Below are 23,650 nucleotides of genomic sequence, written 5' to 3'. Positions count from 1 at the left end.
CCGTGGCCGATCCCGTACTCGTCGCACCGATGCGCGAGGTTCCCGCGTGGGCCGTGCTTCAGCGCCGGCTGTTCGAGGAGATCGAGCGCGCGTGGCCGCGGTTCGTCGAGCTCTACTGCGAGTCCGATGGTCGACTCCGGTACAGCGGAGCCCTCGAGAGTCGCGACGGCGTCGACGACTTCTATGAGCCGTTCTTCAACTGGCCCGCCTTCTATGCCCTGGGCGGAGCAGGCGACATCCTCGATGCGGCCAAGCACCATTGGCGCGGCGTCACGGCCCAGCTCACCGAGGCCGGCATGCTCACGGACGAATACGAGAACGGGTACGACTGGTTCCACCAGGGCGAGTCGCTCATCTTCTTCTACGCACTGTGCGCGGCAGACCCCGATGACGCCGCGTTCCGGGAGCGCGCACGCCGGTTCGCCGAGCTGTACCTCGATCCCGCGAACGGCAACTACGATCCCGCCGCGAACGTGATCCTGGCGCCGCACAACGGCGCGCTGGGCGCGAGGGAGGGCGTCGGCGACGAATGGACCTCCTATTCCGCCGATCAGGAGAACATGCGGCCGTACGGTCTCCCGATCCAGGGCATCCCCGGCATCGACCGGTGGGACGACCTGGCGGTCCGAGCCAAGGCCGATCTCATGGGTGCCGAGATGCGTCGCCGCGCGCACGGCGACGTGGCGGTGAACCTCGCCGCGACGAGTCTGGTCGCCAATCACTGGCTCTACGACGGCGATGAGCGCGCCGCCGAGTGGATCGAGCGGTACGTCGACGGATGGCGCGATCGCGCCGACGCGAATGGCGGCCTGCTTCCCGACAACGCCGGTCCCGACGGACTCGTCGGAACGCTGCAGGACGGTCGCTGGTATGGCGGGCACTACGGCTGGACCTGGCCCCATGGCCTTCCCTGCGTCGGGATGGCGGCGCTCATCGGGGCGATCAACGCCGCGATCGTCACCGGTGATCGGACGTACCTCGAACTCGCCCGCGCACCCCTCGACACGGTCATCGACCACGCGATCACGGCATCGGTCGCCGAGACACCGATGAGCCTGCAGGCGAACTCGCTGAGCAGACTGGGCGAGGATGCCGAGAATGCGGCGCAGCTCGTGCCCCACCGCTTCGGCACGGACGGCTGGTTCGACTTCGGGCCGATGCCGATGGAGCTGCCGACGTGGCTCTGGTGGTTCTCCCGCGATTCCGCCGACCTCGACCGGCTGCGCCGCCTCCTGCCGGTCCAGTCGGAGTCGCCTACCGCGGTCCGCCCGTTCCGCGACAAGGCCGAGGGCGGTCACGACATGCCATGGCTGAGCTATCTCGCCGGCGAGAATCCCGACTACCCCGAGCGCGCGCTCTCGATGGCGCTCGGTCAGGTCGCTCGCCGAGTCGCGCTCATGGAGACGGAGCATCCCGACCCGGCCACCGTGCACATCCACTTCTGGCAGCGCGTGCAACCCGTCGTCACGGAGGTGCTCGGCCAGCTCATCTCGGGAGCGCCCCAGGTGCTCTACAACGGCGGTCTTCCACTCGTGGCCGTGAGCTACGAGGACGTCGAGCACGCACGGCCGGGTCTCCCCCGAGACGTCGCCGCCCTGGTCACCTCGATCGACGGCGACGAGATCGCCGTCGAACTCGTCAATCTCTCGAATCGCGAGCTGCGGCGGGTGCGGGTCCGTCCGGGCAGGTTCGGGGAGCGCGACATCCGGTCGGTGCGTTCGACCGGGGAATCGGGATCCGTATTCCCGGGCGACCCCGTCGCCTACACATCCGATCCGGGCGAGATCGTCTCGCGCGTGAGCGACGTCGACGCGCCGTCGATCGTCGTCGACCTGCCGTCTGCCCACCATGCGAAGTTCGTGCTGACCACGACCGAAGCCATCCGACAGCCGCGGCACCAGTCCGCCGCTCACGCCACAGCAATCGAAGGGACACCATCATGACCGATCAGCTGACCTCGCCTCACCGCGCCGTCGAGCTTCCGATCCGCGGCGGCGCGTGGAGCCGGCCGGATGCCGATGAGCTCGAGGCCATGCAGGAGATCGGGTCCGCGACCGCGTGCTCGAAGCTCCACAGCCTCGGCGTCCGGCGGACATTCGTGGAGGGCCCGCGACCGCTCGTTCCCGGCCAGAAGGTGGTGGGCTCCGCGCTCACGCTGCAGTTCATGCCTCAGCGAGAGGACCTCGCGTCGGGGCTGTCGCAGGAGTACGTCGAGCGCCACACGGCCCTCTGGGCCGTCATGGAGACCGTGCAGCCCGGTGACGTGCTCGTCATCCAGGCATACGGGAGCGCGTTCTCCGGATGCATCGGCGACATCCTCGCCCGCTACTTCCAGCGCAAGGGCGGCGCGGGCATCGTCGTCGACGGTCGGATCCGCGACGCGGGCCGGATCCGCGCACTGGGCATCCCGGTCTGGTGCACCGGCGCCACCCCCCACTACGCCTCGCAGTCGGAGCTGTTCCCGTGGGCCTACGACGTGCCGGTCGCCGTCGGCGGCGTGCTGTGCATGCCGGGCGACTTCGTCGTCGCGGATGACGACGGCCCGGTCGTCGTGCCCCAGGCGCTCGCGCCTCAGGTGCGCGACGCCGCCAAGGACCACCAGGACTGGGAGGTCTTCAGCCGCGAGCGTCTCGACGCCGGTGCCCGGCTCAGCGACTACTACCCGCTGACGCCGGCGAGCCGCGAGGAGTACGAGGCATGGCGCTCGACCACGTCCTTGCCCCGCTGAGGCCGACTGCGCACCGGCTGAGCGACTTCGGCCTGGGTTGCGCGCCGATCGGCGATCTGTTCACGAGCGTCACCGAGGCGGACGCCGCCGGCACCGTCGCGCAGGCGTTGATGTCGGGCATCCGGTTCTTCGACACCGCTCCGCATTACGGCGCCGGCCTGAGCGAGCGTCGGCTGGGCGCTGCTCTGGGCGATGTCGAGCGGGACACCGTCTCGATCGCGACGAAGGTCGGACGGCAGATCCTCGATGCGGACGGCGATGTCGTCCCGCCCGGTGGCGTCGGCGTCCGCACCGTCATGGATCCCTCCGCCGACGGCGTGATCCGCAGTCTCGAGTCGAGCCTTGCCCGGCTCGGCGTCGATCGCATCGATGTCCTGTATCTGCATGACCCGGACGACGTGGACCTCGCGCTTCGGCAGGCCATCCCCGCGATGGTGCGGCTGCGCGACGAGGGTGTCGTCCGGGCGATCGGCGTCGGCATGAACTTCGCGGCGCCGCTCGCGAGGTTCGCTGCGGAAGCGGATGTCGACCTCGTCATGATCGCCGGGCGATACACGCTGCTCGATCGTTCCGCCGAGCACGAGTTGCTCCCCACGGCTGCGGCGAACGACGTCGTGGTCGTCGCCGCAGGAGTGTTCAACACGGGCATCCTCGCGAACCCTCGAGACGACGCGATGTACGACTATCGGCCGGCGACCGCCGCGGAGCTGGCGCGGGCACGTGCCCTGCAACGACGCTGCGTCGCGCACGGCTGCGCGCTCTCCGCGGCTGCCATCCGCTTTCCGCTTCGGCATCCTGCCGTCGGCGGTGTCGTCGTAGGCGCCCGGACCGCCGACGAGGTCCGCCATTTCGTTGCGGATGTCGAGGCGACGATTCCGTCCGCGCTCTGGGCGGAGCTGGATGCCTGACCCATCGGACCCGATCCTCGACGCCCACGTCCACCTGTGGGACACGAGCAGCTACGAGCTTGCGTGGCTCGCGAACGTTCCGCGCCTCGCACAGCGCTACGGGGTGGCCGACCTCAGGGCGGCGATCGCCGAGCTGCCGGTGACGGGCGCCGTCGCGGTTCAGGCAGGCGACTCCGCAGCAGAGGCGGAATGGCTGTTCGATGTTGCCGCGCGGTCCGCCGGCATTCCGTCGCACGTGGTGCTGCAGTACGCACCGGCTGCCGGCGCAGGGATGGGTGCGGTGCAGGCGGCCGTCGACCGCGCCGGCACGCTGCCCGCCGGCGTACGCCTTGCGCTTCAGAGCCGCTCGGCGGAGTGGACCGACCTCGAGGGGCTCCACACCCTGCTGGCCGGACTCGAAGAGCACGGCATCGTGCTGGAGCTGCTGCTGCGACCGGACCAGCTCGCCGCCGTCCGCGATTTAGCGGCGAGGCATCCGCGGCTGCAGATCGTGCTCTGCCACCTCGGACTCGGCTCGCACGAACCGACCACGCAGTGGCGGGCAGCGTTGACGAACCTCGCGGGGAGTGCCGCCGTCTCAGCGAAGATCTCCGGCCTCTTCGCCCGCCCCGGAACGAGGTCAGACGGCGACGCTGCTGTCCGGGGCGCCGTCGCAGCGGCGATGGAGGCACTCGGACCTCGTCGCCTCATGTTCGGCAGCGACTGGCCGATGTCGACCCTTGTCGGCGACTACGCGGCGATCGTCGACCGCACCGCAGGCGCCTTGCCCGACCTGACTGCGGACGAGTCGCGTTCGATCTGGCGTCGCACCGCCGAACGAATCTACGGGCCGACGCCTCCGCGCTGACTCAGCGGTCGGATTCCGGTGAGTCGGAAGACAACTCCTCGGACTGCAGCTGCTCGATGTAGCGATTGATGGCAGGCCCCATCGGCCTCTCGGGCGTGCTGCCCATGCCGAGAGCGTGTGCGCTGAAAAGATCCTCGGCGGCCCCCGGGTCGTCGCCTTGCAGGGAATCGAGGAGCGCGCGGTGCATGTCGGCGACGACGTGCCAGTCGCCGTCGAACCCGGGGTCGGACAGCACGTGCATCGACCGGAGGCTCGGCTCGACGATGTCCCACATCTTCGGGAGATAGGGGTTCCCGCAGGCGGCGACCACCGTCTTGTGGAAGTCGAAGTCGAGCTCACGGAAGGCGGAGAGATCGCCGCGGTCCGCCGCGGCATGCATCTGGTCGATGATCGACACCAGCCGCGCTTCGGTCGCCGAGTCGATGCGGCCGAACGCGAGGCGGGCGGCCAGCCCTTCGAGTGCCACCCGTGCGATACGCGCCTGCTCGGCTTCTCTGGGGGAGAATTCCGCGACGAAGGTGCCGTGGTGTCGGACGTGCGTCACCAGGCCTTCGTGTGCCAGCCGTTTGAGCGCCTCTCGCACAGGCGCCTGACTGACGCCGAGGCGACGTGCGAGCTGGGACTCCACGACCTGCTCACCGGGTTCGAGGGTCGCGTCTTTGATCATCGCCTTCACGAGCTCGTAGATGCGATCCGACAGCAGGCCGCGATCGAGGTCGAGGGACATCTCATCGAGGTCGGACACGGGGGGAGTCTATCGAGAATCGCTAGCCATGATCCGCCGGGCGGCACGTTTCATCGGATCCTCCCTCCTCCAGATCCTCGCGCGTCGGCCAGTCGAGGTCCCAGATGAGCCGCCCCAGCGGCCTCTCGACCGGCGGAGAGGCACCGTCCACGAGGAACGGATCGACCAGCGTGCGCCACCACGCGGTCGTCGCGAGGTCCTCGGGGCTCGGAGGCGCGGGTTCGCGATCCTCCCTCGTGACGCAGTGGGTGAGCACGTCGCCTCGGAGGTAGATCTGCCACGCCAGAACCCCGCCCCGGCGGAGCTGCTCATCGATCCGGCGCGGGACCGCGCGATGGAACTCCTCATAATCGTGGGCTGTCCCCGGCACCAACCGGGTGCAGCTCTCCGCGTAGCGAAGCCGACCGGTCATCGCTCTCATCGCTCTCGACCCGCCAGCTGCTCGACGCCCCGCAGAAGGGCGGTGTGGTCCAGCGCACCGTCGCCGCGCGCGAGGGCGGACTCCATCAATTGGCTCACCAGCGCTCCGACGGGAAGGGGGACGCGCGCACGCCGCGCTGCGTCGAGCAGGATCCCGAGATCCTTGTGGTGGAGTTCCACGCGGAATCCGGGTCGGAAGTCGCGAGCGAGCATCGAGGCGGACTTCCGGTCCAGGATGCGGTTTCCCGCCAGTCCCCCTGCCAGGACAGTGACGGCGCGCTCGAGATCGACGGCCGATGCATCGAGGAAGGTGAGCGCCTCCGCGACAGCCTGGATGGTCGCGGCGACCAGCAGCTGGTTCGCCGCCTTCACGGTCTGCCCGGCACCGGGACCGCCGACATGGACGACGGTCGTGCCCATGGCCCCGAGAAGCTCTCTCCGGTCCTCGACGACGTCGGCATCGCCGCCGACCATGATCGACAGCGTGCCTTCGACGGCACCCGCCTCTCCCCCGCTCACCGGGGCGTCGAGGGCCGTGATGCCCCGGTCGGCAGCGGCCTCCGCCACCTCCATCGCGAGCGCCGGTGTGACGGTGCTCATGTCGATGACGGTCGATCCCGGGCGTGCACGCAGCAGGATCCCGTCCGGCCCGAGCAGCACCGCCTGGACGTCGGGGGAATCGGGGAGCATCGTGATGATCACGTCGGCGTGCTCGACGTCGGAGGCGAGGTCGCTTCCGCCGATCCCGCCTGCCGCGACGAGGGCGGCCACCCTGGCACTGCTGCGATTGAACCCGTGCACGTCGTGCCCGGCTCGCACGAGGTTGACCGCCATGGGCAGGCCCATCGTGCCCAGTCCGATGAAGACGACGTTCATCGCACCACCTCCGCTTCGGGAGACCTCGACGCGAGCGATCGCACCGACACCGCGCGGACCGCTGCCCACGCACGTTCGGAGAGTCCGGCGAGATCACCCCCTGGGTCGAGCGCGTCCCCGAGCAGATCTCGACTGAGGCCCACCATCGCCGCCCCGGCATCGAAATACCCGGCGACGTCATCGACATTCACTCCACCCGTCACGAAGAGCCGCGCGTCGGGCATGGGCGCCAGAAGTTCGCCGACATAGGCGACGCCACCCACCGGGGTCACCGGGGAGATCTTGACGACCGCCGCACCGGCCGCGCGGCACGTGGCCACTTCCGTCGGTGTCAGTGCGCCCGGGATGTACTCCACTGCCAGGGCGTCCGCGGCATCCCGCAGTTCGATCGAAGCGAACTGGCTCACGAAGAACTGGGCGCCCGCTTGCTGGGCCGCCCGCAGGTCGCTCGAAGACCTGAGCGAGCCCGCACCGACGAGCAGGTCGGACGGCATCGCCGCCCGCAGCTCACGGATGCACTCCACCGCGCCCGCGGTCGTGAGGGTGATCTCCACCGCCCGGAATCCGCAGCGGTACAGCACCTCGACGACGGGGCGGAATCGAGCCGCGTCGGGCGCCCGAAGAATCGCGACGAGCGGCACATCGCGGAGGCGTTCGCCGATATCTGTCATGCCGTTCTCCTCAGTGCATCCCTGCGTGGATCGCCGCGCGTGCGGCGATGGTCGCCGCGATCCGGTCCGCCGACGCCAGCCCGAAGTGATAGAGGTGCAGGGATCCAGCCCCGGCGGCGCGCAGCGCTTCCCAGAACTTCGCGAGGTTCTCCGCCGGCTCCGTGCCGAGAATGCTCACGTAGGCGGCGACGTCGTGGTGGCTCTGCGACAGTCGGCGGACCCGTTCGACCGAGGCCGCCCCGGGAGTCCACGCGGGTGCGACAACGGCTGCGACATCGTTCTCGGGGCCGACCGGCCCGGACGGACCCGTCTCCCACGGGTCGTCGTCGACATGCAGTTCGACGTGCGCCGCGCCCGCCTCGTGCGCTGCCGGAACAACGGCGGACAGCATCCGGCGTCGCGAGCGGGCGCGGGCGGCCAGCACGACTGCGCCCCACTCGTCGCGGACGGACTCCGCACGAGCGGTCCCGACCGAGGCTCGCACCGCCGCGCGCATCGCGTCGACATCGCCTCCGTGTTCGAGGTAGCGCACCCGGCACGCGAAGCAGAAGCAGATCGAGAGAAGCTGGAGATCAGCGGCCGTCCAGCCCGCGGTGGATGTCTTGTCGTGCTGGGACACGTGCGCCACGCCGAGCTGACTCCAGGCCTCGACCACGATCGATGAGAGCTCCCCCGCGTCGACGGTCTCACGAACGACCGTCGACGCGTACTCGATGACCGCGTCGTGGGACGGGCACAGCGCGTACGCGTACACGTCGCCGAACGCGTTGACGACGCGGAACTCGTCGGATTCGCTCTCGCCGTCGACGTGCGTGAGGGCGAGCCAACCGGCGACGTCGATCCCCGCCTCGGCGATCGACCGATGCGCCTGTGCGAACGAACCCTCGGTCACCCAGCGTCCCGGGGCGTGCGGCGCGATCGGCAGCGCGGCGAACGCCTCGGGCCGGAGCGGCGAGTAGATCGCCGACCAGCGCGCATCGACGACCTTGTGCAGCGGATGCCGGGGGGTCGCGGCCCGCACCGAGTGGTAGGCGGCGGCGAGAACGACGCGCTCCGCGCCCATCGACCCCAGCACATCGAGAGCCGCCGGATCGCCGACGACGTCCCAGGGGTAGGCGTAGACGCTCAGAGCGCCCGGCGCGCTAGAACCGCGGCCGGACATCGACGAAGTCGGGGTATGCGGCCCGCATGTAGGCCTCGTCGTCGCGGTGTGTTCTGCCCGCCGCTGTGTAGACGGCGTGCAGATCGCCCATCCTGCCCTCGTCCAGGGCGACGCCGAGCCCGGGACCGGTGGGCACCTGCACCGCTCCGTCGCGGATCTCGATCGCCCCCGGCTTGAGGATGTCGTGCTCGCCGTTCCAGGGGTAGTGCGTGTCGCACGCGTAATCGATGCGCGGCATGGCCGCCGCGACGTGCGTCATCGCTGCGAGCGAGATCCCGAGGTGCGAGTTGGAGTGCATCGAGAGCCCGAGCCCGAGGGTCTCGCAGATGGCCCCCAGCTCGCGGGTGCGCCGCAGTCCGCCCCAGAAGTGGTGGTCCGAGAGGACGATCTGGACGGCGTCGGTGCGCACCGCCTCGGCGATCTGCTCGAAGTGCACCACGCACATGTTGGTCGCGAGCGGGATGCCGGCGTCCTGGGCGACGGCGGACATGCCATCCATGCCCGTCGTGGGGTCTTCGAGGTACTGCAGGGTTCCGCGCAGTCGATCGGCGATGCGCAGCGAGGTCTCCACGGACCACACGCCATTGGGATCGATCCGCAGCGGTGCGCCGGGGAACGCCTCGGCGAGCGCCTCGATCGCCGAGGCCTCCTCGTCGGGGCTGAACACCCCGCCTTTGAGCTTGAGCGAGCGGAACCCGAACTCGTCGATCATGGTGCGTGCCTGATCCACGATGCCGGCAGGGTCGAGCGCGGCTCCCCAGCGATCCGGCGCGGCAGTCGTCTCGAGATGCCGATCCCACTTGTAGAAGAGGTACCCGCTGAAGTCGACGCTCTGGCGGACGGCACCGCCGAGGAGCGTGCTGACCGGAACTCCCAGGATCTTTCCCTGCGCATCGTGGCACGCGACCTCGATCGGCGCGAAGGCGACCCTCGGGAGGTCGTCGTTCGGCTGCTCGTGGTCGCCAACGGCGATCGCTCGACCGATCGCTGCCTCGATGGCGGCGAGATCGAACACGTTGAGTCCGACCAACTCATCCCGCGCCTGCGTCATCGCATCGACGACATCCTGCTCTCCCCAGCCCTCACCCAGCCCGACGATGCCGCCGGAGACGACGAGTTGAACGATGCTGCGCAACGCGAGCGGCTCGTGCACGCCCGACGCGTTGAGCAAGGGCGGATCGGGGAACGCGATCGGCGTCACGATCAGGTCCTGGATGATCACGAGATTCCTTTCAGTCCCCTCGCCGGAGCCGGGAAGACAACTCAACGAAGGGCCTTCAGATGCGAACGTACTCGTCTATTATCGATTATCGCAAGTGTGTCACGGATCGGATCATTCCAAGGAGCGGCATGTCCTCGTCGATCGTCCTCACCGGTGCAGCGGGCAGCGTCGGCACGCGTCTCCGACCGCATCTGCGCGCCGAGGGCCGCCGTCTCACGCTCGTGGACATCGTTCCCCCGCGCGATGAGGGACCGTCCGAGCGAACGGTGGTGACATCGGTCACCGACCTCCACGGTCTGACTGCGGCCGTCACCGGGGCCGACACCGTCGTGCATCTCGCCGGCTATGCCTCGGAGATGCCGTGGGATGACATCCTGCGTGTGAACATCGACGGCGGGCGCGTGGTTCTGGAGGCCGCCCGGCAGGCCGGCGTGCCTCGCGTTCTGCTTGCAAGCTCGATCCACGCCGTGGGATTCCACACGTCGCGGTCCGTGGAAGGGATGCGGTCGCCCTCGGCCCGACCTGACACCTACTACGGGGTGAGCAAGGTGGTGCTGGAGACGCTCGGACAGCTTTATGCGGATCGCTTCGGCATGTCCGTCGTCGCCGCGCGACTCGGGACGGTGGAGCCCGAGCCTTCCAGCATCCGCTCCCTGTCGACATGGCTGTCGATCGCAGACCTCGCCCGTCTGGTCGAGGCGGTGAATCGCCTCGAGCAGCCCGGATTCCACACCGTGTGGGGACTCTCCGCGAACCAGCGAGGCTTCGCCGACCTTTCGGCCGGAGCCGAGATCGGCTTCGCACCGCTCGACGACGCAGAGGTGTACGCGCCTCGCTTCGGGTCGACCGGACCGCTCGATTTCGACGAGCCGCTCGGATCCGGATGGGTGCACCATCCACTCGGAACGCCCCGATGAGCGCGGGAGAGGCTCTCAGACCGGCCGGCCGATGGGCTTGGCCGCGACGCTCCCCGCGCTGCAGTACGAACCTGGGGTGTGGACTCCGTGGGCGACCCTGAGCTCTGCCTCGGAGTCGTCGGAGATGTGGGGAGCGAAGCGATCGGAGACGTTCCAGGAGAACGGCACGGCTGAGGGGTTCCGCATCCGCCATTCCCGCTGGCCGAGCGCGATGAGTCGAAGGCGCTGATCGATGAAGGCCTCGTCCCACGGGCCCTCGGCGAGGATCTGCTCGGCGGGGCGGAACTCGTAGTAGATGGTGCGACGCAGCTTGTTGGCGAGCGTCGCTTCCGAGCCGTGTACGAGCATGACATCGTGCACGAGCACGTCGCCGGGATTCAACTCGGTCTGCACCACGCCCGGCGCATCCCAGCCGTACTCCTCCTGGAGCTGGCACACATCGACGACGTGTCGCTGGGATCCCGGAGCAACCCTCAGGGAACCGCTCCCCTTTCGGCTCGCGTCCAGGTACACGTCGACATTGAAGATCCTGAAAGTGCGGGGATGCACGGCATCCTGATGCCAATCGATCGGCGCACCGTCCCCCGTGTTCTTGAAGACCAGGGACTCATAGGTCGGGACGAAGTCCGGCCCGGCGAGGCTCTCCGCGATGCCGAGCATCTCGGGGCTGCCGAGAAGCTCGAGCGACGCGGCCTCGCCCTTGTTGTGGAGGTAGTTGATGCGGAACAGCACCCTCCCGGACGGCCGGGTCGCGAAGTTGTAGTCGCCGTCGCCGTCGGACTCGTTCTGGAGGGCGTGGCCGTCCTCGATCCACCGCAGCGATGCGCGCTGGAGCTTCTCGAGCATCGGTCCCGAGATCCGGTTTCGCAGGATGACGTAGCCCTGGTCGTCGAAGTGGGCGATCTCGTCCGGTGTCAGGTGGTAATCGCGAGTCGTCGCGGAGTCGCTCTGCAGAGCCGTGTCGGTCATGTCGGCCTCCCTTATGCTGGACGACGATAGCCGCTGTATTTTTCCCAAGGTTCCCCAAATTGAGCATCGGATTCCAGAAATCCACCATGTCTGTCGCCCCTGAGCCCCGACTGCACGGGAACAGCTTCGGATTCGCCGCCTGGCGCGGCGTCTCCCCCGTCATGGCGGCGCCGCACTCCCACAACGACATCGAGGTCAACTACAGCTCGGGTGAGCTCGTCTACAGCTCCGCGGGCAAGGTGACGACCCTGCCGGCGGACACTCTGTGCGCCTTCTGGGGCGCGAAGCCGCACCAGCTCATCCAGATCGACGAAGGCCACCTGATGGCTTTCGTCACCATTCCCCTGGCGGTGTTCATGTCGTGGGGACTTCCGGAGGCGGTGAAGGATGGTCTGCTGCGTGGCTCCGTGCTTGTAGGCCCGACCGATACCCGCTCCGACGAGTGGGCACCGCACTTCGACCGATGGACCCGAGATCTCTTCCGCGCCCAGCTGCTCACGCGACGCGCCGCCGAGCTGGAGGTGGAGGCGCTGATGTACCGCATGTCGCAGGGCAGATGGCTGGAGACGGCTGCGGCGAGCGCCCGCTCGTCGATCGACCTGGACCGCGCCGCCCGGATGGCCACCTTCATCGCGGAGCACTCGGCGCAGGACATCCGCGTCGCCGATGTCGCCCGAGTCGTCCACCTCCACCCCAACCGAGCGGCGAGCATCTTCCGCGGTGTGTTCGGTGCGAGCGTCAACACCTACCTCGGCCAGTTCCGGGTCGCGGAGGCGCAACGCTACCTGCTCACCACCGACCTGAACTCCTCCGCCATCGCAACGAAGGCCGGCTTCCAGTCGCTCAGCTCCTTCCACGAGACCTTCGCCAAGATCTGCGGAACGACACCGATCCGATGGCGAAGGCTCCACGCCGAGCCTGCGGTTGCGCAGCCGGGCCTACTGCGGGCGAAGGCGGAGTCCGCTCATCCCCCCGTCGACCTCGAGCATCGCGGCCGTCGTCGAGCCGGCGTCGGGTGACACGAGGTAGGCGACGGCCGCGGCGACCTCGTCGGCGCTCACGAGGCGGCCGTGCGGCTGACGAGCTTCGAGGGCGGCGCGCTCGGCCGCCGGGTCGTCCGCGCTTTCGAGCAGCCGCTGCACCCAGGGCGTGTCGGCTGTCCCCGGGCTCACGCAGTTGACGCGGATGCCCTCCCGCAGATGATCAGCGGCCATGGCGCGGGTGAGGGCGAGCACCGCCCCCTTGGATGCGCTGTACAGGGCGCGCTGGGGCAGGCCGGCAGTCGCTGCGATCGACGACGTGTTGCACACCGCGGCGGCCGGAGACCGGCGGAGCCAGGGCAGCGCGGCCGCGGTGACACGGGCGATGCCTGTCACGTTGATCGAGAGCACGCGCGCCCACTCGGCGTCCCCGTTGGCGGCGACGTCGCCTTGCGCTCCGATGCCCGCGTTGTTGACGACGATGTCGATGCGTCCGAAGTGCTCCGCGACGCTCGCGATCGCGGCATCCACGGATGCACGATCCGACACGTCCGCGCCGACGGCGAACACGCCCGGCGCCGCGTGCGCGGGATTCAGATCGAGCACGGCGACGTCGGCCCCGGCAGCGCCCAGGCGGGCGGCGATCGCCGCACCGATCCCGGATGCCCCGCCGGTGACGACCGCCACGAGTCCGGCCAGATCAGTCATGGTTCTCCTTCCACGCCGTGAACTCCTGCCGCTGCCGGCCGAGCCCGTCGATCTCGATCTCGACCACGTCGCCCGCGGCGAGGTAGGGGAAGCGCCCCGACAGCGCCACCCCTTCGGGGGTGCCCGTGAGCACCAGGTCGCCAGGCTCGAGCACAAGATACTGCGAGAGGTCGAGGACGATCTCCGCGGCCGAGAAGATCATGTCCGCCGTGCTCGAGTTCTGGCGAGGGTCGCCGTTCACCCACGACCGCATGCCGAGGGCGCCGGCATCCATCTCATCCGCCGTGACGAGCCACGGCCCGGTGGGCGTGAAGCCGGGGGCGCACTTGCCCTTCGACCACTGGCCTCCCGACCGCTCCAGCTGGAACGTCCGCTCGGACAGGTCGTTCACAGCGACGTAGCCGGCGATGCAGGATGCCGCCTCCTCGAGACTGTCGAGGTACGAGGCGGTGCGGCCGATGACGATGCCGAGCTCGACCTCCCAGTCCGTCTTCTCGCTGCCGCGCGGGATGGTGACGACGTCGTGAGGACCGGCGACGGTGTTGGGGGTCTTCAGGAAGACGACCGGCTGGGCGGGCGGCGCCGAGCCCGATTCCGCCGCGTGCGCCGCATAGTTCATGCCGATGCAGATCACGGCGCCCGGTCGTGCGATGGGCGCACCGACGCGCAGGCCCGGGGCGCCGTCGAGAGGCGCGAGGGCGTCACGGGCCCGCGCAGCCTCGATTCGCGCGATCGGATCGTCGGCAAGGAAGGCTCCGTGGATGTCGTCGACGACAGGCCGCAGATCCAGCCAGATGCCGTCGACATCGACGACCGGGATCTCGTGCCCGGCGGGACCCAGACGGGCGAACTTCATGCGTGCTCCTCAGCTCAGAGGGGCGTGAACCCTCACACCCGACCAGCACAGTATAGACATCCGATATTTCTCGCGCTCCCACTCCGCATTTCCTGAGTGTACGAGAAATTGACCGCTGATTCATCCGATCTATACGCTGGGACGCGGAAAGGCAGACATGACGACCATCACCGCAGTCGACACGTGCGACATCCGCTTCCCGACGTCGCGCACACTCGACGGATCGGATGCCATGAACCCCGACCCGGACTACTCCGCGGCGTATGTGGTCATCCGCACGGATGCGGCTGACCGGCTCGAGGGTCACGGCTTCGTGTTCACGATCGGCCGCGGCAACGACGTCGAGGTGGCTGCCCTGGATGCACTGCGCCCGTACCTGCTCGGGGAGGACGTCGACGAGCTCCTCGCCGATATGGGCGCCGCATCCCGACGCCTCGTCTACGACTCGCAGCTGCGCTGGCTCGGCCCCGAGAAGGGGATCATGCACATGGCGATCGGCGGTGTGATGAACGCGCTGTGGGATCTGCGCGCCAAGCGCGCGGGCGAGCCGCTGTGGCTGCACCTGGCGCGCATGTCGCCGGAGGAGCTGGTCTCGGTCGTCGACTTCCGCTATCTGACCGACGCGCTCACCGAGAACGAGGCCCTCGACATCCTCCGCCGGGCGGAGCCGCAGCGGGCGGAACGGATCGAACGTCTGCTCGCCGAGGGCTACCCGGCGTACACGACGACGCCGGGGTGGCTCGGCTACTCGGACGAGAAGCTCGATCGGCTGAGCCGTGAGGCGGTCGCCGCGGGGTTCCGGCAGATCAAGCTCAAGGTCGGCGGCGATCCCGCCGACGACGTGCGACGGCTCGGCATCGCGCGGGCCGCGGTCGGTCCCGACATCCGCATCGCCGTCGACGCCAACCAGCGCTGGGACGTCCCCGTCGCGATCGACCGCATCCGCGAGCTGGCCGAGTTCGACCTGGCGTGGATCGAGGAGCCCACGAGCCCCGACGACATCCTCGGCCACGCGGCCATCGCACGGGCCATCGCCCCGCTCCCCGTCGCGACCGGCGAGCATGTCCAGAACCGCGTGGTCTTCAAGCAGCTGCTGCAGGCAGGCGGGGCAGCCGTCATCCAGATCGATGCCACGCGCGTGGGCGGGGTTCAGGAGAACATCGCGAACCTCCTGCTGGCCGCGAAGTTCGGGGTGCCCGTGTGCCCGCACGCCGGCGGAGTGGGGCTGTGCGAGGTCGTGCAGCACCTTGCGATGTTCGACTTCGTCGCCGTCACCGGAACCATGGACGATCGGATGATCGAGTACGTCGATCACCTCCACGAGCACTTCGTGACGCCGGTCAGGGTCGAGCACGGCCGCTACGCGGCCCCGACCGCCGCCGGCGCCGGCACGGAGATGCTCGCGGCCTCGATGGCCGAGCACACCTGGACGGGAGCCGCATCGTGACATTGGACTTCGGCCGGCTCGCCTTCGGGGCCGCATCCATCGGCAATCTCTACCGCGCCGTGTCGGACGAGCGCGCGTTCGAGGCTCTGGATGCCGCGTGGGATGCCGGCATCCGCTACTTCGACACGGCACCGCACTACGGCATCGGCCTGTCCGAGCGACGGCTCGGGGCATTCCTGCGCGAGAAGCCGAGAGACGAGTACGTCGTGTCGACGAAGGTCGGGCGGCTTCTCGTTCCGAACCCCGACTTCCACGGCGGCAGCGACCTGCCCAACGGCTTCGACGTGCCGGACGAGGTCGTGCGGCGCTTCGATCCGAGCGCCGACGGAGTGCGGCGCAGCCTGGAGGACTCGCTCGAGCGGATGGGTCTCGACCGCATCGACGTGCTCTACCTGCACGACCCGGACGTGTACGACCTCGACCGGGGACTGCGCGAGGGTCTGCCGGCCCTTGCCGCACTGCGCGAGGAGGGCCTCGTGACCGAGATCGGCGTCGGAGTCAACGACCCCGCCGTGGCGGCACGGGCCGTGCGCGAGGGAGACCTCGACCTCGTGATGATCGCGGGCCGCTACACGCTGCTGGAACAGCCGGCGCTCGCCGAGCTGTTCCCGGTGTGCGCCGAGCGCGGTGTGCGTGTGGTCGATGCGGCGGTCTTCAACTCCGGCCTGCTGGCGACCTCCGATCCGGGGGCCGACGCGCGCTACAACTACGGCGCGGTGCCCGAGGCGGTCCTCGACCGCGCCCGCAGGCTGGCCGCGGTCTGCCGTGGTTTCGGGGTCGAGCTGCCGGCGGCGGCCCTGCAGTACCCGCTGCGCCATCCCCTTGTCGCGACCGTCGTCGTGGGCACCGCGCATGCCGAATCGGTGCGCGAGAACGCCGAGCGGATGGATGCCGACATCCCCGAAGCCCTGTGGGACGCGCTCCAGGACGAGGGGCTCATCGCACCGGAGTCCTAGGGTCGGGCCTCCGGGAGGCCGTAGAAGCGCGTCGCCGTGGCGAAGGCGACCGCATCCCACGCGTCGTCATCGGAGATCTGCGCGTGCACGAGGTCCGCCCACGAGCCGAACCCGATGTCGGGTCCCCAGAGGCCGCTGACCGGCCAGTCGCTGCCGATCATGGCCCGATCCGGGCCGAACGCCTCGAGGGCGCGGGCGACGAACATCGCACCGTGCGCGCGCAGGGAGTCCTCGTCGGGCGCCTCCGGGATGAGCCCGGACAGCTTCACGTGCGAGTTCGGCAATTGCGCGATCCGGTCGATCGCGGCCTGCCATGCACGCCCCTCGACGCTCTCGAGGCCGGCCGCCACAGAAGGCTTGCCCAGGTGGTCCAGCACGACCCGCAGCTGCGGCACCCGTTCCAGAAGGTCCGCGAGGCCGTCGAGCTGGTGACGCGTCACGCACGCGTCGAAGGGCAGGTCACGGGCGGCCAGCACCTCGAGCCCGCGACGCAGCGCCGGCTCGCCGAGCCGTTCCACCGGCTCCCCCTGCAGATTGTGGCGGATGCCGCACACCGGTCCGGCCGCCGCCAGCTCGTCCAGCTGCGCATCCAGCTGTGGATCGCGCAGATCGGCGGCCGCCACGATCCCGCGCAGCTCGGGCCAGTCGAGCCCGGCAACCCAGCGCACCTCGGCGACGCTCTGCGCCGGCAGGCACTCGGCCTGCACGAACACCATCCCGGTCGTGCGTCCGCCGGCGCGATCCACCTCGCCCGGCAGATGCGCCGCTTCAGCCGCTCCGGTTCCCGCGAGCCACGGATAGGCCAGGACGTCCGGATCCCACACGTGGACGTGCGCGTCGAGGAGGGTCATGCCTCCCTCGGAACGGACAGCTGCGCGGTCAGAGACCAGACCCGCTCCAGCGGCGAGAAGCCCACCTCGCCGTCGGCGCCGAAGAACTCCGCGACGAACCTGCCGATGTCGGTCTGCCAGGCGTCGTTCGCGGGATCGCCCTCGACCACGGTCATCGCCGCCTCGAAGTCGTCGCAGTCCACGAGGTGGAACAGCCGGTCGCCGGAACGCCAGATCGCCCAATCATGGATCCCGGCGCGTTCGAACAGCGCCACGAGGTCGTCGGGGATCACGGCGTGATGCGCACGGTAGTCGCCTACCGCCCCGTTGCGGATGGTGGAATGCAGGGCGACTCTCATGTGTCCTCCGCGGTCGTGGCAGGGCTCATCGTGGACTCGGCGATCGCCGACCCGCCCATCAGGATGCGGCTCCGACAGCGAGTATGACCTGGACATCCGATGTCTGTCCAGGCTGCGAGAGGAGGGTCACGCGGCCGAGCGCAGCCACTGCTCGATCCCCGCGATGTGTGCGAGCGCCAGGGCCGCCGCCAACTCCGTGTCGTGCAGGCGCATCGCGGCGAGGATCGCCGAATGCTCGGCGATGGTGCGCTCGCTCGCGCCATGCTGGGTGATGCCGCGCCAGACCCGCGCACGAATCGTGCCACTGGACATCGATTCCAGCAACCCGCTCAGATACGCATTGCCCGAGAGCTCCGCGATCGCCTGATGGAACGCGAGATCGTGCGCGACCAGGTCTTCGATGGACCCGTCGGGCTCGACCGACTGGATCTCGTCGGCGAGGCGATCCGCATCCTCCTCTGTCATTGCACGCGCGGCCAGTGAGGTCGCGGCCGGTTCGAGGATGCGGCGCACCCCGAAGATCTCGAGCACCGACCGATCGGTGTGGAGGTCGACGACGAACGACAATGCCTCGAGCAGGAGCCGGGGCTCGAGGCTCGTGACGTACGTGCCGTCCCCCCGACGCACATGCAGCACGCGGATCACCTCGAGCGCCTTCACCGCCTCGCGCAGCGAATTGCGCGAGAGGCCGAGGCGCTCGCTGAGCTCCTTCTCGGGGGGCAGCCGGTCGCCGGGCCCGAGCTCGCCGGAGGTGATCATCGCGCGGATCTTGAGGATCGCTTCGTCCGTGACGGCCATGGCGAGAGTCTATCGATGGATCACGCCTATACATCGGGTGTCTTGGCATCCAAGACCGCTGTGTCAGCTGCCGTCGTCGCGTCCGTTCTCGGCATCGTTCTGCTCCGCCTCGACGGCGCGATGGATATTGCCGTGGATGTGGTCCGCCCCGATGAGCTCGATCACCCCGTCGCGTTCGAGAACGGCTCGCGGCCCGGGTTTCAGTCGCGTGAAGCGGAGATGGATGCCGGCGTCACGGGCGAGGGTCACGACATCCGCGACCGTGGCAGCGCCCTGCGAGTCGATGAAGTTGATCCCGCCGCAGTCGAGGACGATCCCGGTCAGTTGCGGGTTGGCTTGGATGACCTCGCGCAGGTGGTCCTCCAGAGCGTCCGCGGTCGCGAAGAACAGGCCGCCGTCGAACCGGACGACGGCCACACCGGGCAGGATCTCGTCGCCCGGGTTCGTGTCGATCTCGCGGAAGACCTGTGTGCCCCGCTCTCGGCCGAGGGTCGGCATCTGCGGGTGGGTGGCTACTGCGACCAGCCAGACCAGGGAGAGCCCGATCCCGATGATCACGCCGGCGAGCACACCGAAGACGAGGGTTCCGAGGAGCGCGACGACCGCGATCCAGAAGTCCGCCCTCTTCACCCGGAAGAGCCGCCTCATCTCGGGAAGGTCCATCATTCCGCTGACGACGGCCTCGATGATCAGCGCGCCGAGCACAGCCGTGGGCAGGCTCGAGAAGAGCGGCGCGAGAAGCAGGAGCGTCAGCAGCACCGTGCCGCCGGAGATGAGCGACGCCACACCGGACTTGGCACCCGAGCGGTCGTTCAGCGAGCTCGCCGACAGGCTCGTGGAGACGGGCATCCCCTGGAACAGCCCGGCGCCGATATTGGCCATGGACTGGGCGATGGATTCCTGGTTGATGTCGATCTGGTAGCGGTGCTTGGCCGCGAAAGTGCGCGCGTCGGCCGCCGTCTGGGAGAAGCCGATCATGACCAGCGCGACAGCGGCCAGCGCGACGGTCCCCGCGTGGTCCCACAACAGCTGACCGTTCGGCACCTGCAGCGCGGGCAGGCCGCGCGGCACCTCTCCGACCACGGCCACGCCCTTGGCCCCGAGGTCGAACAGCGCCGACGCCAGCAGCCCGCCCACAACAAGAACCAGGGCGCCGGGAACCCCGGGAGCGATCGCCCGGAGTCCGAAGACGACGACCAGTGAGATCACCCCGACGAGCACCGTCGCCATGTGGGCTTCGCCCAAGGTCCCGAACCACGACCAGAGTTCCTGGATCGGGTTGGCGCCGGTCGCCTCGGTTCCGGTGAGCTTGGGCAGCTCCCCGATCACGACATCGAGCGCCGCGCCGAAGAGGAAGCCGGTGACCACCGCTCGCGAGAGGAACTGGGCGATCCAGCCCATCCTGAAGACGGCGAGCAGCAGGAACAGGATGCCTGACGCGAGCGTGATGCCGGCGACGAAAGAGGCGACATCCTGCTCGCCGGTGATGCTCGCTGCAAGCACGGCGCTGGCCGCAACCGCTGCGAGACCTGAGCTCGGACCCATCGAGATCTGCCGGCTCGTCCCGAAGATCGCGTAGAGGATCGCGCCCGCAGCAGCTGCGTAGAGGCCGTTCTGCAGCGGCACGCCTGCGATACCGGCATACCCGAGGTTCTTCGGCACGATCAGAGCGGCGACGGTGACCCCGGCGATCACGTCACCGCGCAGCCAGGCGCGTCGATAAGAGCGGAGCTGGCCGACGATCGGAACCAGAATCGCACGTCGACCACCTGTCCTGGGCATGGGCATGTCTTACCGCAAAGTCCGGCCGCTGAACAAGGCAGTCGCGCGATGACGGGATGCTGCGGCTTCGGCCACGCCCCGAGCCGATAACCGTCACACGATCAGCGAACCTCAGGATCTGCTCAAGCATGGCCCGTGTCCCCCATTTGGGGGACACGGGTGCGCTATGGTGAACTCAACATCACCCGCTGGGGGCACGTGATGTTTGAGGGCACCGGTTGCCGGCAGTGCGTCTGGGGCGCACTCCGGTCGGTGCCTGACCATCCGTCTTCGCTGTGCGAACGACCGTGGGTGGGTGCCGCAAGTTGGCTGCGTTTGGGAACGAGTCTCACGGCACCCACCGGGAGCTCCGCACCGTGCGACGCGACACCATCTGGGGAATGGGCCATCGCTCGAGCTGGGGACCCGATGCGAACGCGGGTGCAAGAGCTGCTCACACTGTATCCGGCGTGCCCGCGGCGGGCTGTGCGAACGCGCCTGCCAACTTTTGGGTCTTGACTCCTCGGTCCCGTCGCGTGGGGTAGTGCCCTCGATGACGCGCGTGATGACAACGAGCGGCCGCGATCGCTACGCGCACTTCTCCTCATCGTGGCGCTCCGCGCACAGCCCTCACGGGGGGCGTCGGCCACATAGCAACCCCTGGATGCGGGAACCTGCCGATCCGAGTGCGCAGGAAGCCCTCGCGGCGTGATACTCGACAGATGGACAACACGGGACACGCCCGGTCGTCTGGACCCGCCGTCCCCGAATCGAGGGCGCGAGTATGCGTGCCGCGCAGGGGTCGCGATGGATGACGTGCCCGTCGCTCCCCTTCTCAACACCAAGATGCACATTCCGCGTCGGCGCGACAACGCAGTCCCCCGGCCGGGGCTCATAGAGCGGCTGTCGACTGCCCGCCTTGTTCTCATCACGGCACCGCCAGGATTCGGAAAGACAACCGTCCTCACCGAATGGCTCGAGACGGTGGACGCGTCCCGATCGGCTGCATGGGTGTCGCTGGATCCCGGGGACAACAACCCGCGCAGGTTCTGGCGCTACGTCCTGACAGCGCTCTCCCGCGCAACCCCCAGCGCGGGTCAGGCGCTTTCCTCGCTCGATAACACCGACTCGACCACCGAGGCCATGCTGTCGGTCCTGGTCAACGATCTCGATATGGGCGGTGACGGCGTCGTCCTTGTGCTCGACGACTTCCATGTCATCGAAGACGAGAGCGTTCTGGAAGGAGTGCGGTTCCTGGTCGACAATGCTCCGGCGAACCTGCGGATCGCCATCGCCAGCCGCGCCGACCCCGCTCTGCCACTCGGTCGGCTCCGCGCCTCCGGAGAGTTGGTCGAGCTGCGCGCGGCCGACCTTCGCTTCAGCGACGGCGAGGTCTGGCGCTACTTCCGCGACCTCCACAAGACGCCCCTCTCACTCGCGGACGCCGGGACCCTCGCGCAGCGGACGGAAGGCTGGATCGCCGCGATCCAGCTCGCAGGGATCTCACTGCACGGCCGCGCCGACGTATCCGGGTTCGTGGAGTCGTTCGCGGGCGACGACAGACACATCGTCGACTACCTCATCGAGGAGGTGCTGCAACGCCAGCCCGACGACCTGCGAGCGATCCTGTTGGAGACGAGCATTCTTCCGCGTTTCAACGCCGACCTCATCGAGTCACTGACCGGGGTGACGGACGCCGGCACAGTTCTGGCGACGATGGAGCGGGAGAACCTCTTCCTGGTTCCACTCGACGACCGACGCCGTTGGTTTCGCTACCATCACCTGTTCGCCCAGATGCTGCAGGCCCGGTTGCTCTCCGGATCAGCTGATCGTGTCGCCGAGCTGCACCGAAGAGCCAGCGAATGGTTCGAGCACGCCGGGTTCGTCGAGGATGCGATCGCGCACGCCCTCGAGGCGCCGGAGTCTGCTCGGGCAGCGGCACTGATCCTCGCGGAGGCGCCGGCGCTCAGGCGCCGACGCGAGGAAGAGACCCTCGTACGCTGGCTCGAGCTGCTGCCCGAGTCGACTCTGCGCGCAGATCCCGCACTCAGCGTCGAACTCGCCGGAGCGCTCCTTTCCGTCGGCCGAGTGGACCGAGTCGACCAGTTGCTCCTTGATGCCGCCGACGCCGGAGCTGGCGAGGATGCCCGGTCGCTGCAAAGCGGCGTCGCACTGTATCGCGCCGCCCAGGCGCTGGCAGCCGGGGACGTCGACGCGGCCGCGAGCTCGGCCGAACTCGCCCTCCAACTCTCCGTCCCCGAGAATCACCTCGGACGCGGATCGGCACTCGGCTTGACCGCCCTGATCCGTTGGCACCGCGGCGCCCTGGAGGACGCGCGCGTGCTCTGGACCGAAGCGGTCGAGGAGCTTCGGCTCGCCGGGCATCTCTCCGACACGCTCGGCGGAACGATCGCCCTGATCGACATCGCGGCGGCCCAGGGGCGCCTGAGCGATGCGATCGCACTTGCGCGAGAAGCACTGCACACCGCTCGAGCCACCGACCCCCCACTGCGCGGAACCGCGGACATGCTGGTCGCCGCAGCAGACGCGCTCCGTGAACGCAACGACCTCGAAGGCGCACGCAAGCTCCTTGCAGAGGCGGAGGAGCTCGGCGCGTCGTTCGGCCTCCCACAGAACCCGCACCGCCTGCTCGCTGCGAAGGCGAGACTGCATCTCGCAACGGGAGACGCAGCGTCGGCAATCACAGCGTTCGACGAGGCCGACCGTGCGTTCACTCCCGACTTCTTCCCCGATCACCGTCCGATCGCCGCGCAGCGGATCACCGCCTACCTGGCGGCCGGCCGGTACCAAGACGCCGAGGACTGGGTCCTACGCCGCGGACTCGCCGCTGACGACGAACTCTCCTACCTGACCGAGTACGAACACCTCGCCCTGGTTCGAACGCTGCTCGCCCGCACCGACCAGTCCTCAGCCGCTCAACCCGCGGCAAGACTTCTGGAGAGAATGCTCGTCGCCGCCGACTCGGGCAGCCGCCGTGGGAGCGCCATCGAGATCGGCGTGCTGCTCGCCGCGGCGCTCGAGAAGTCCGGGCGCCGGCAGGATGCTCTCGCCACGCTCTCCCGCACGGTGGGGACAGCCAAGCGAGAGGCATACATCCAGGTCTTCGCGGACGAGGGGGAGCCGGTCGCCGGTCTGCTCAGGGCACTGGCGAGGACCGCACCACACGACGTGTACCTGCGCCGACTGGTCGACGCGACGACGACCTCGCCACCGCACGACCGCCGGCAGGTACCCGCGGCTCTGACGACACCGCTGAGCGACCGTGAAATCGACGTGCTCCGCCTGCTTCGTTCCGACCTCGGGGGCGCGGATATCGCACGGCACCTGTCCGTCTCGCTGAACACCATGCGCAGCCACACCAAGAGCATCTACACCAAGCTCGGCGTCACCTCCCGCCGCGCGGCCGTGACGCGCGCCACCGAACTCGGGCTGCTCTAGCAAAGATCACCATTTCTGGTGATGCCCGGTC

Annotated in this window: 22 protein-coding genes; 9 read left to right on the top strand and 13 right to left on the bottom strand. The window is 69.0% G+C overall.

The genetic code is table 11. The features are described 5' to 3' along the window. Positions 1-2: 2 nt before the first annotated feature. The 4 genes from AC0NZN_RS09280 to AC0NZN_RS09265 are packed head-to-tail and all read left to right on the top strand — an operon-like array spanning position 3 to position 4,483. Positions 3-1,943: a DUF8034 domain-containing protein gene (locus AC0NZN_RS09280; protein ID WP_474592009.1), complete on the top strand. Its 1,941-nt coding sequence runs from the start codon at positions 3-5 to the stop codon at positions 1,941-1,943. Next, positions 1,940-2,728 (top strand): RraA family protein, encoded by a 789-nt coding sequence (locus AC0NZN_RS09275; protein ID WP_474592008.1) that lies wholly within the window; start codon positions 1,940-1,942, stop codon positions 2,726-2,728. Before AC0NZN_RS09280 ends, AC0NZN_RS09275 begins: the two co-directional genes overlap by 4 nt. After that, entirely contained in the window at positions 2,698-3,636 is a 939-nt protein-coding gene (locus tag AC0NZN_RS09270; RefSeq protein WP_474592007.1) for an aldo/keto reductase, read from the top strand. Before AC0NZN_RS09275 ends, AC0NZN_RS09270 begins: the two co-directional genes overlap by 31 nt. Further along, positions 3,629-4,483 (top strand): amidohydrolase family protein, encoded by an 855-nt coding sequence (locus AC0NZN_RS09265; RefSeq protein WP_474592006.1) that lies wholly within the window; start codon positions 3,629-3,631, stop codon positions 4,481-4,483. The genes AC0NZN_RS09270 and AC0NZN_RS09265 overlap by 8 nt, the downstream gene beginning before the upstream one ends. Position 4,484: 1 nt before the next feature. Here AC0NZN_RS09265 and AC0NZN_RS09260 read toward each other — a convergent pair whose 3' ends face one another. Genes AC0NZN_RS09260 through AC0NZN_RS09235 form a run of 6 tightly spaced genes read right to left on the bottom strand, consistent with a single transcriptional unit; the run spans position 4,485 to position 9,579 of the window. Beyond that, positions 4,485-5,228: a GntR family transcriptional regulator gene (locus tag AC0NZN_RS09260; protein WP_474592005.1), complete on the bottom strand. Its 744-nt coding sequence runs from the start codon at positions 5,226-5,228 to the stop codon at positions 4,485-4,487. A gap of 22 nt (positions 5,229-5,250) precedes the next feature. Continuing rightward, positions 5,251-5,640 (bottom strand): L-rhamnose mutarotase, encoded by a 390-nt coding sequence (locus AC0NZN_RS09255; RefSeq protein ID WP_474592004.1) that lies wholly within the window; start codon positions 5,638-5,640, stop codon positions 5,251-5,253. A 5-nt stretch (positions 5,641-5,645) separates the two neighbouring features. Next, positions 5,646-6,524 carry a 2-hydroxy-3-oxopropionate reductase gene (locus AC0NZN_RS09250; protein WP_474592003.1) on the bottom strand — a complete coding sequence of 293 codons (879 nt, stop codon included), beginning with the start codon at positions 6,522-6,524 and terminating at the stop codon, positions 5,646-5,648. Further along, positions 6,521-7,195, bottom strand: a complete 675-nt coding sequence (locus tag AC0NZN_RS09245) for a bifunctional 4-hydroxy-2-oxoglutarate aldolase/2-dehydro-3-deoxy-phosphogluconate aldolase (RefSeq protein WP_474592002.1) — start codon at positions 7,193-7,195, stop codon at positions 6,521-6,523. The genes AC0NZN_RS09250 and AC0NZN_RS09245 overlap by 4 nt, the downstream gene beginning before the upstream one ends. A 10-nt stretch (positions 7,196-7,205) precedes the next feature. Then, positions 7,206-8,357, bottom strand: coding sequence for a hypothetical protein (locus tag AC0NZN_RS09240; protein WP_474592001.1), 1,152 nt, complete (start codon positions 8,355-8,357; stop codon positions 7,206-7,208). Then, positions 8,338-9,579 carry an enolase C-terminal domain-like protein gene (locus tag AC0NZN_RS09235; protein WP_474592000.1) on the bottom strand — a complete coding sequence of 414 codons (1,242 nt, stop codon included), beginning with the start codon at positions 9,577-9,579 and terminating at the stop codon, positions 8,338-8,340. The genes AC0NZN_RS09240 and AC0NZN_RS09235 overlap by 20 nt, the downstream gene beginning before the upstream one ends. Positions 9,580-9,707: 128 nt before the next feature. On the opposite strand from AC0NZN_RS09235, the gene AC0NZN_RS09230 reads away from it, so the two are divergent. Continuing rightward, positions 9,708-10,496 (top strand): NAD-dependent epimerase/dehydratase family protein, encoded by a 789-nt coding sequence (locus AC0NZN_RS09230; RefSeq protein WP_474591999.1) that lies wholly within the window; start codon positions 9,708-9,710, stop codon positions 10,494-10,496. 15 nt (positions 10,497-10,511) lie between these two features. Here AC0NZN_RS09230 and AC0NZN_RS09225 read toward each other — a convergent pair whose 3' ends face one another. Next, positions 10,512-11,465, bottom strand: coding sequence for a phytanoyl-CoA dioxygenase family protein (locus AC0NZN_RS09225; RefSeq protein ID WP_474591998.1), 954 nt, complete (start codon positions 11,463-11,465; stop codon positions 10,512-10,514). An 86-nt stretch (positions 11,466-11,551) separates the two neighbouring features. Between AC0NZN_RS09225 and AC0NZN_RS09220 the strand changes: the two genes are divergently transcribed. Beyond that, positions 11,552-12,484 (top strand): helix-turn-helix domain-containing protein, encoded by a 933-nt coding sequence (locus AC0NZN_RS09220; RefSeq protein ID WP_474591997.1) that lies wholly within the window; start codon positions 11,552-11,554, stop codon positions 12,482-12,484. Here the strand turns inward: AC0NZN_RS09220 and AC0NZN_RS09215 are convergent. Further along, complete coding sequence (locus tag AC0NZN_RS09215; protein WP_474591996.1) at positions 12,404-13,153, bottom strand: SDR family NAD(P)-dependent oxidoreductase; 750 nt, start codon at positions 13,151-13,153, stop codon at positions 12,404-12,406. The genes AC0NZN_RS09220 and AC0NZN_RS09215 overlap by 81 nt on opposite strands. Further along, the gene (locus AC0NZN_RS09210; protein ID WP_474591995.1) at positions 13,146-14,009 is read right to left on the bottom strand and encodes a fumarylacetoacetate hydrolase family protein; all 864 of its coding nucleotides are present in this window, start codon (positions 14,007-14,009) and stop codon (positions 13,146-13,148) included. Before AC0NZN_RS09210 ends, AC0NZN_RS09215 begins: the two co-directional genes overlap by 8 nt. 157 nt (positions 14,010-14,166) lie before the next feature. On the opposite strand from AC0NZN_RS09210, the gene AC0NZN_RS09205 reads away from it, so the two are divergent. Both AC0NZN_RS09205 and AC0NZN_RS09200 read left to right on the top strand, forming a co-directional pair. Next, the gene (locus AC0NZN_RS09205) at positions 14,167-15,456 is read left to right on the top strand and encodes an enolase C-terminal domain-like protein (RefSeq protein ID WP_474591994.1); all 1,290 of its coding nucleotides are present in this window, start codon (positions 14,167-14,169) and stop codon (positions 15,454-15,456) included. Beyond that, positions 15,453-16,412 (top strand): aldo/keto reductase, encoded by a 960-nt coding sequence (locus AC0NZN_RS09200; RefSeq protein WP_474591993.1) that lies wholly within the window; start codon positions 15,453-15,455, stop codon positions 16,410-16,412. The genes AC0NZN_RS09205 and AC0NZN_RS09200 overlap by 4 nt, the downstream gene beginning before the upstream one ends. On the opposite strand, the gene AC0NZN_RS09195 is transcribed toward AC0NZN_RS09200, so the two are convergent. The 4 genes from AC0NZN_RS09195 to AC0NZN_RS09180 all read right to left on the bottom strand — a co-directional run bounded on the left by AC0NZN_RS09195 (position 16,409) and on the right by AC0NZN_RS09180 (position 20,181). After that, positions 16,409-17,263, bottom strand: a complete 855-nt coding sequence (locus tag AC0NZN_RS09195; protein ID WP_474591992.1) for an amidohydrolase family protein — start codon at positions 17,261-17,263, stop codon at positions 16,409-16,411. The two genes, AC0NZN_RS09200 and AC0NZN_RS09195, sit on opposite strands and share 4 nt — an antisense overlap. Continuing rightward, on the bottom strand, positions 17,260-17,601 hold the full coding sequence (locus AC0NZN_RS09190) for an L-rhamnose mutarotase (protein ID WP_474591991.1): 342 nt from the start codon (positions 17,599-17,601) through the stop codon (positions 17,260-17,262). Before AC0NZN_RS09190 ends, AC0NZN_RS09195 begins: the two co-directional genes overlap by 4 nt. Before the next feature lie 126 nt (positions 17,602-17,727). Next, the gene (locus AC0NZN_RS09185) at positions 17,728-18,399 is read right to left on the bottom strand and encodes a FadR/GntR family transcriptional regulator (RefSeq protein ID WP_474591990.1); all 672 of its coding nucleotides are present in this window, start codon (positions 18,397-18,399) and stop codon (positions 17,728-17,730) included. A gap of 63 nt (positions 18,400-18,462) precedes the next feature. Then, on the bottom strand, positions 18,463-20,181 hold the full coding sequence (locus AC0NZN_RS09180; protein ID WP_474591989.1) for a SulP family inorganic anion transporter: 1,719 nt from the start codon (positions 20,179-20,181) through the stop codon (positions 18,463-18,465). Positions 20,182-20,967: 786 nt separating this feature from the next. On the opposite strand from AC0NZN_RS09180, the gene AC0NZN_RS09175 reads away from it, so the two are divergent. Continuing rightward, positions 20,968-23,619, top strand: a complete 2,652-nt coding sequence (locus tag AC0NZN_RS09175; protein WP_474591988.1) for a winged helix-turn-helix domain-containing protein — start codon at positions 20,968-20,970, stop codon at positions 23,617-23,619. Positions 23,620-23,650: the final 31 nt, after the last annotated feature.

The sequence above is a fragment of the Microbacterium sp. sgz311019 genome, from assembly GCF_056135325.1.
This window is presented reverse-complemented; position numbering and strand designations above follow the sequence as displayed.

Bases quoted from the DNA above. Each gene is read 5' to 3' on its own strand.
- AC0NZN_RS09275 (WP_474592008.1), top strand. From the start codon at position 1,940: ATGACCGATCAGCTGACCTCGCCTCACCGCGCCGTCGAGCTTCCGATC.
- AC0NZN_RS09270 (WP_474592007.1), top strand. From the start codon at position 2,698: ATGGCGCTCGACCACGTCCTTGCCCCGCTGAGGCCGACTGCGCACCGG.
- AC0NZN_RS09265 (WP_474592006.1), top strand. From the start codon at position 3,629: ATGCCTGACCCATCGGACCCGATCCTCGACGCCCACGTCCACCTGTGG.
- AC0NZN_RS09255 (WP_474592004.1), bottom strand. From the start codon at position 5,640: ATGACCGGTCGGCTTCGCTACGCGGAGAGCTGCACCCGGTTGGTGCCG.
- AC0NZN_RS09250 (WP_474592003.1), bottom strand. From the start codon at position 6,524: ATGAACGTCGTCTTCATCGGACTGGGCACGATGGGCCTGCCCATGGCG.
- AC0NZN_RS09245 (WP_474592002.1), bottom strand. From the start codon at position 7,195: ATGACAGATATCGGCGAACGCCTCCGCGATGTGCCGCTCGTCGCGATT.
- AC0NZN_RS09240 (WP_474592001.1), bottom strand. From the start codon at position 8,357: ATGTCCGGCCGCGGTTCTAGCGCGCCGGGCGCTCTGAGCGTCTACGCC.
- AC0NZN_RS09230 (WP_474591999.1), top strand. From the start codon at position 9,708: ATGTCCTCGTCGATCGTCCTCACCGGTGCAGCGGGCAGCGTCGGCACG.
- AC0NZN_RS09225 (WP_474591998.1), bottom strand. From the start codon at position 11,465: ATGACCGACACGGCTCTGCAGAGCGACTCCGCGACGACTCGCGATTAC.
- AC0NZN_RS09220 (WP_474591997.1), top strand. From the start codon at position 11,552: ATGTCTGTCGCCCCTGAGCCCCGACTGCACGGGAACAGCTTCGGATTC.
- AC0NZN_RS09215 (WP_474591996.1), bottom strand. From the start codon at position 13,153: ATGACTGATCTGGCCGGACTCGTGGCGGTCGTCACCGGCGGGGCATCC.
- AC0NZN_RS09210 (WP_474591995.1), bottom strand. From the start codon at position 14,009: ATGAAGTTCGCCCGTCTGGGTCCCGCCGGGCACGAGATCCCGGTCGTC.
- AC0NZN_RS09205 (WP_474591994.1), top strand. From the start codon at position 14,167: ATGACGACCATCACCGCAGTCGACACGTGCGACATCCGCTTCCCGACG.
- AC0NZN_RS09195 (WP_474591992.1), bottom strand. From the start codon at position 17,263: ATGACCCTCCTCGACGCGCACGTCCACGTGTGGGATCCGGACGTCCTG.
- AC0NZN_RS09190 (WP_474591991.1), bottom strand. From the start codon at position 17,601: ATGAGAGTCGCCCTGCATTCCACCATCCGCAACGGGGCGGTAGGCGAC.
- AC0NZN_RS09185 (WP_474591990.1), bottom strand. From the start codon at position 18,399: ATGGCCGTCACGGACGAAGCGATCCTCAAGATCCGCGCGATGATCACC.
- AC0NZN_RS09180 (WP_474591989.1), bottom strand. From the start codon at position 20,181: ATGCCCAGGACAGGTGGTCGACGTGCGATTCTGGTTCCGATCGTCGGC.
- AC0NZN_RS09175 (WP_474591988.1), top strand. From the start codon at position 20,968: ATGGATGACGTGCCCGTCGCTCCCCTTCTCAACACCAAGATGCACATT.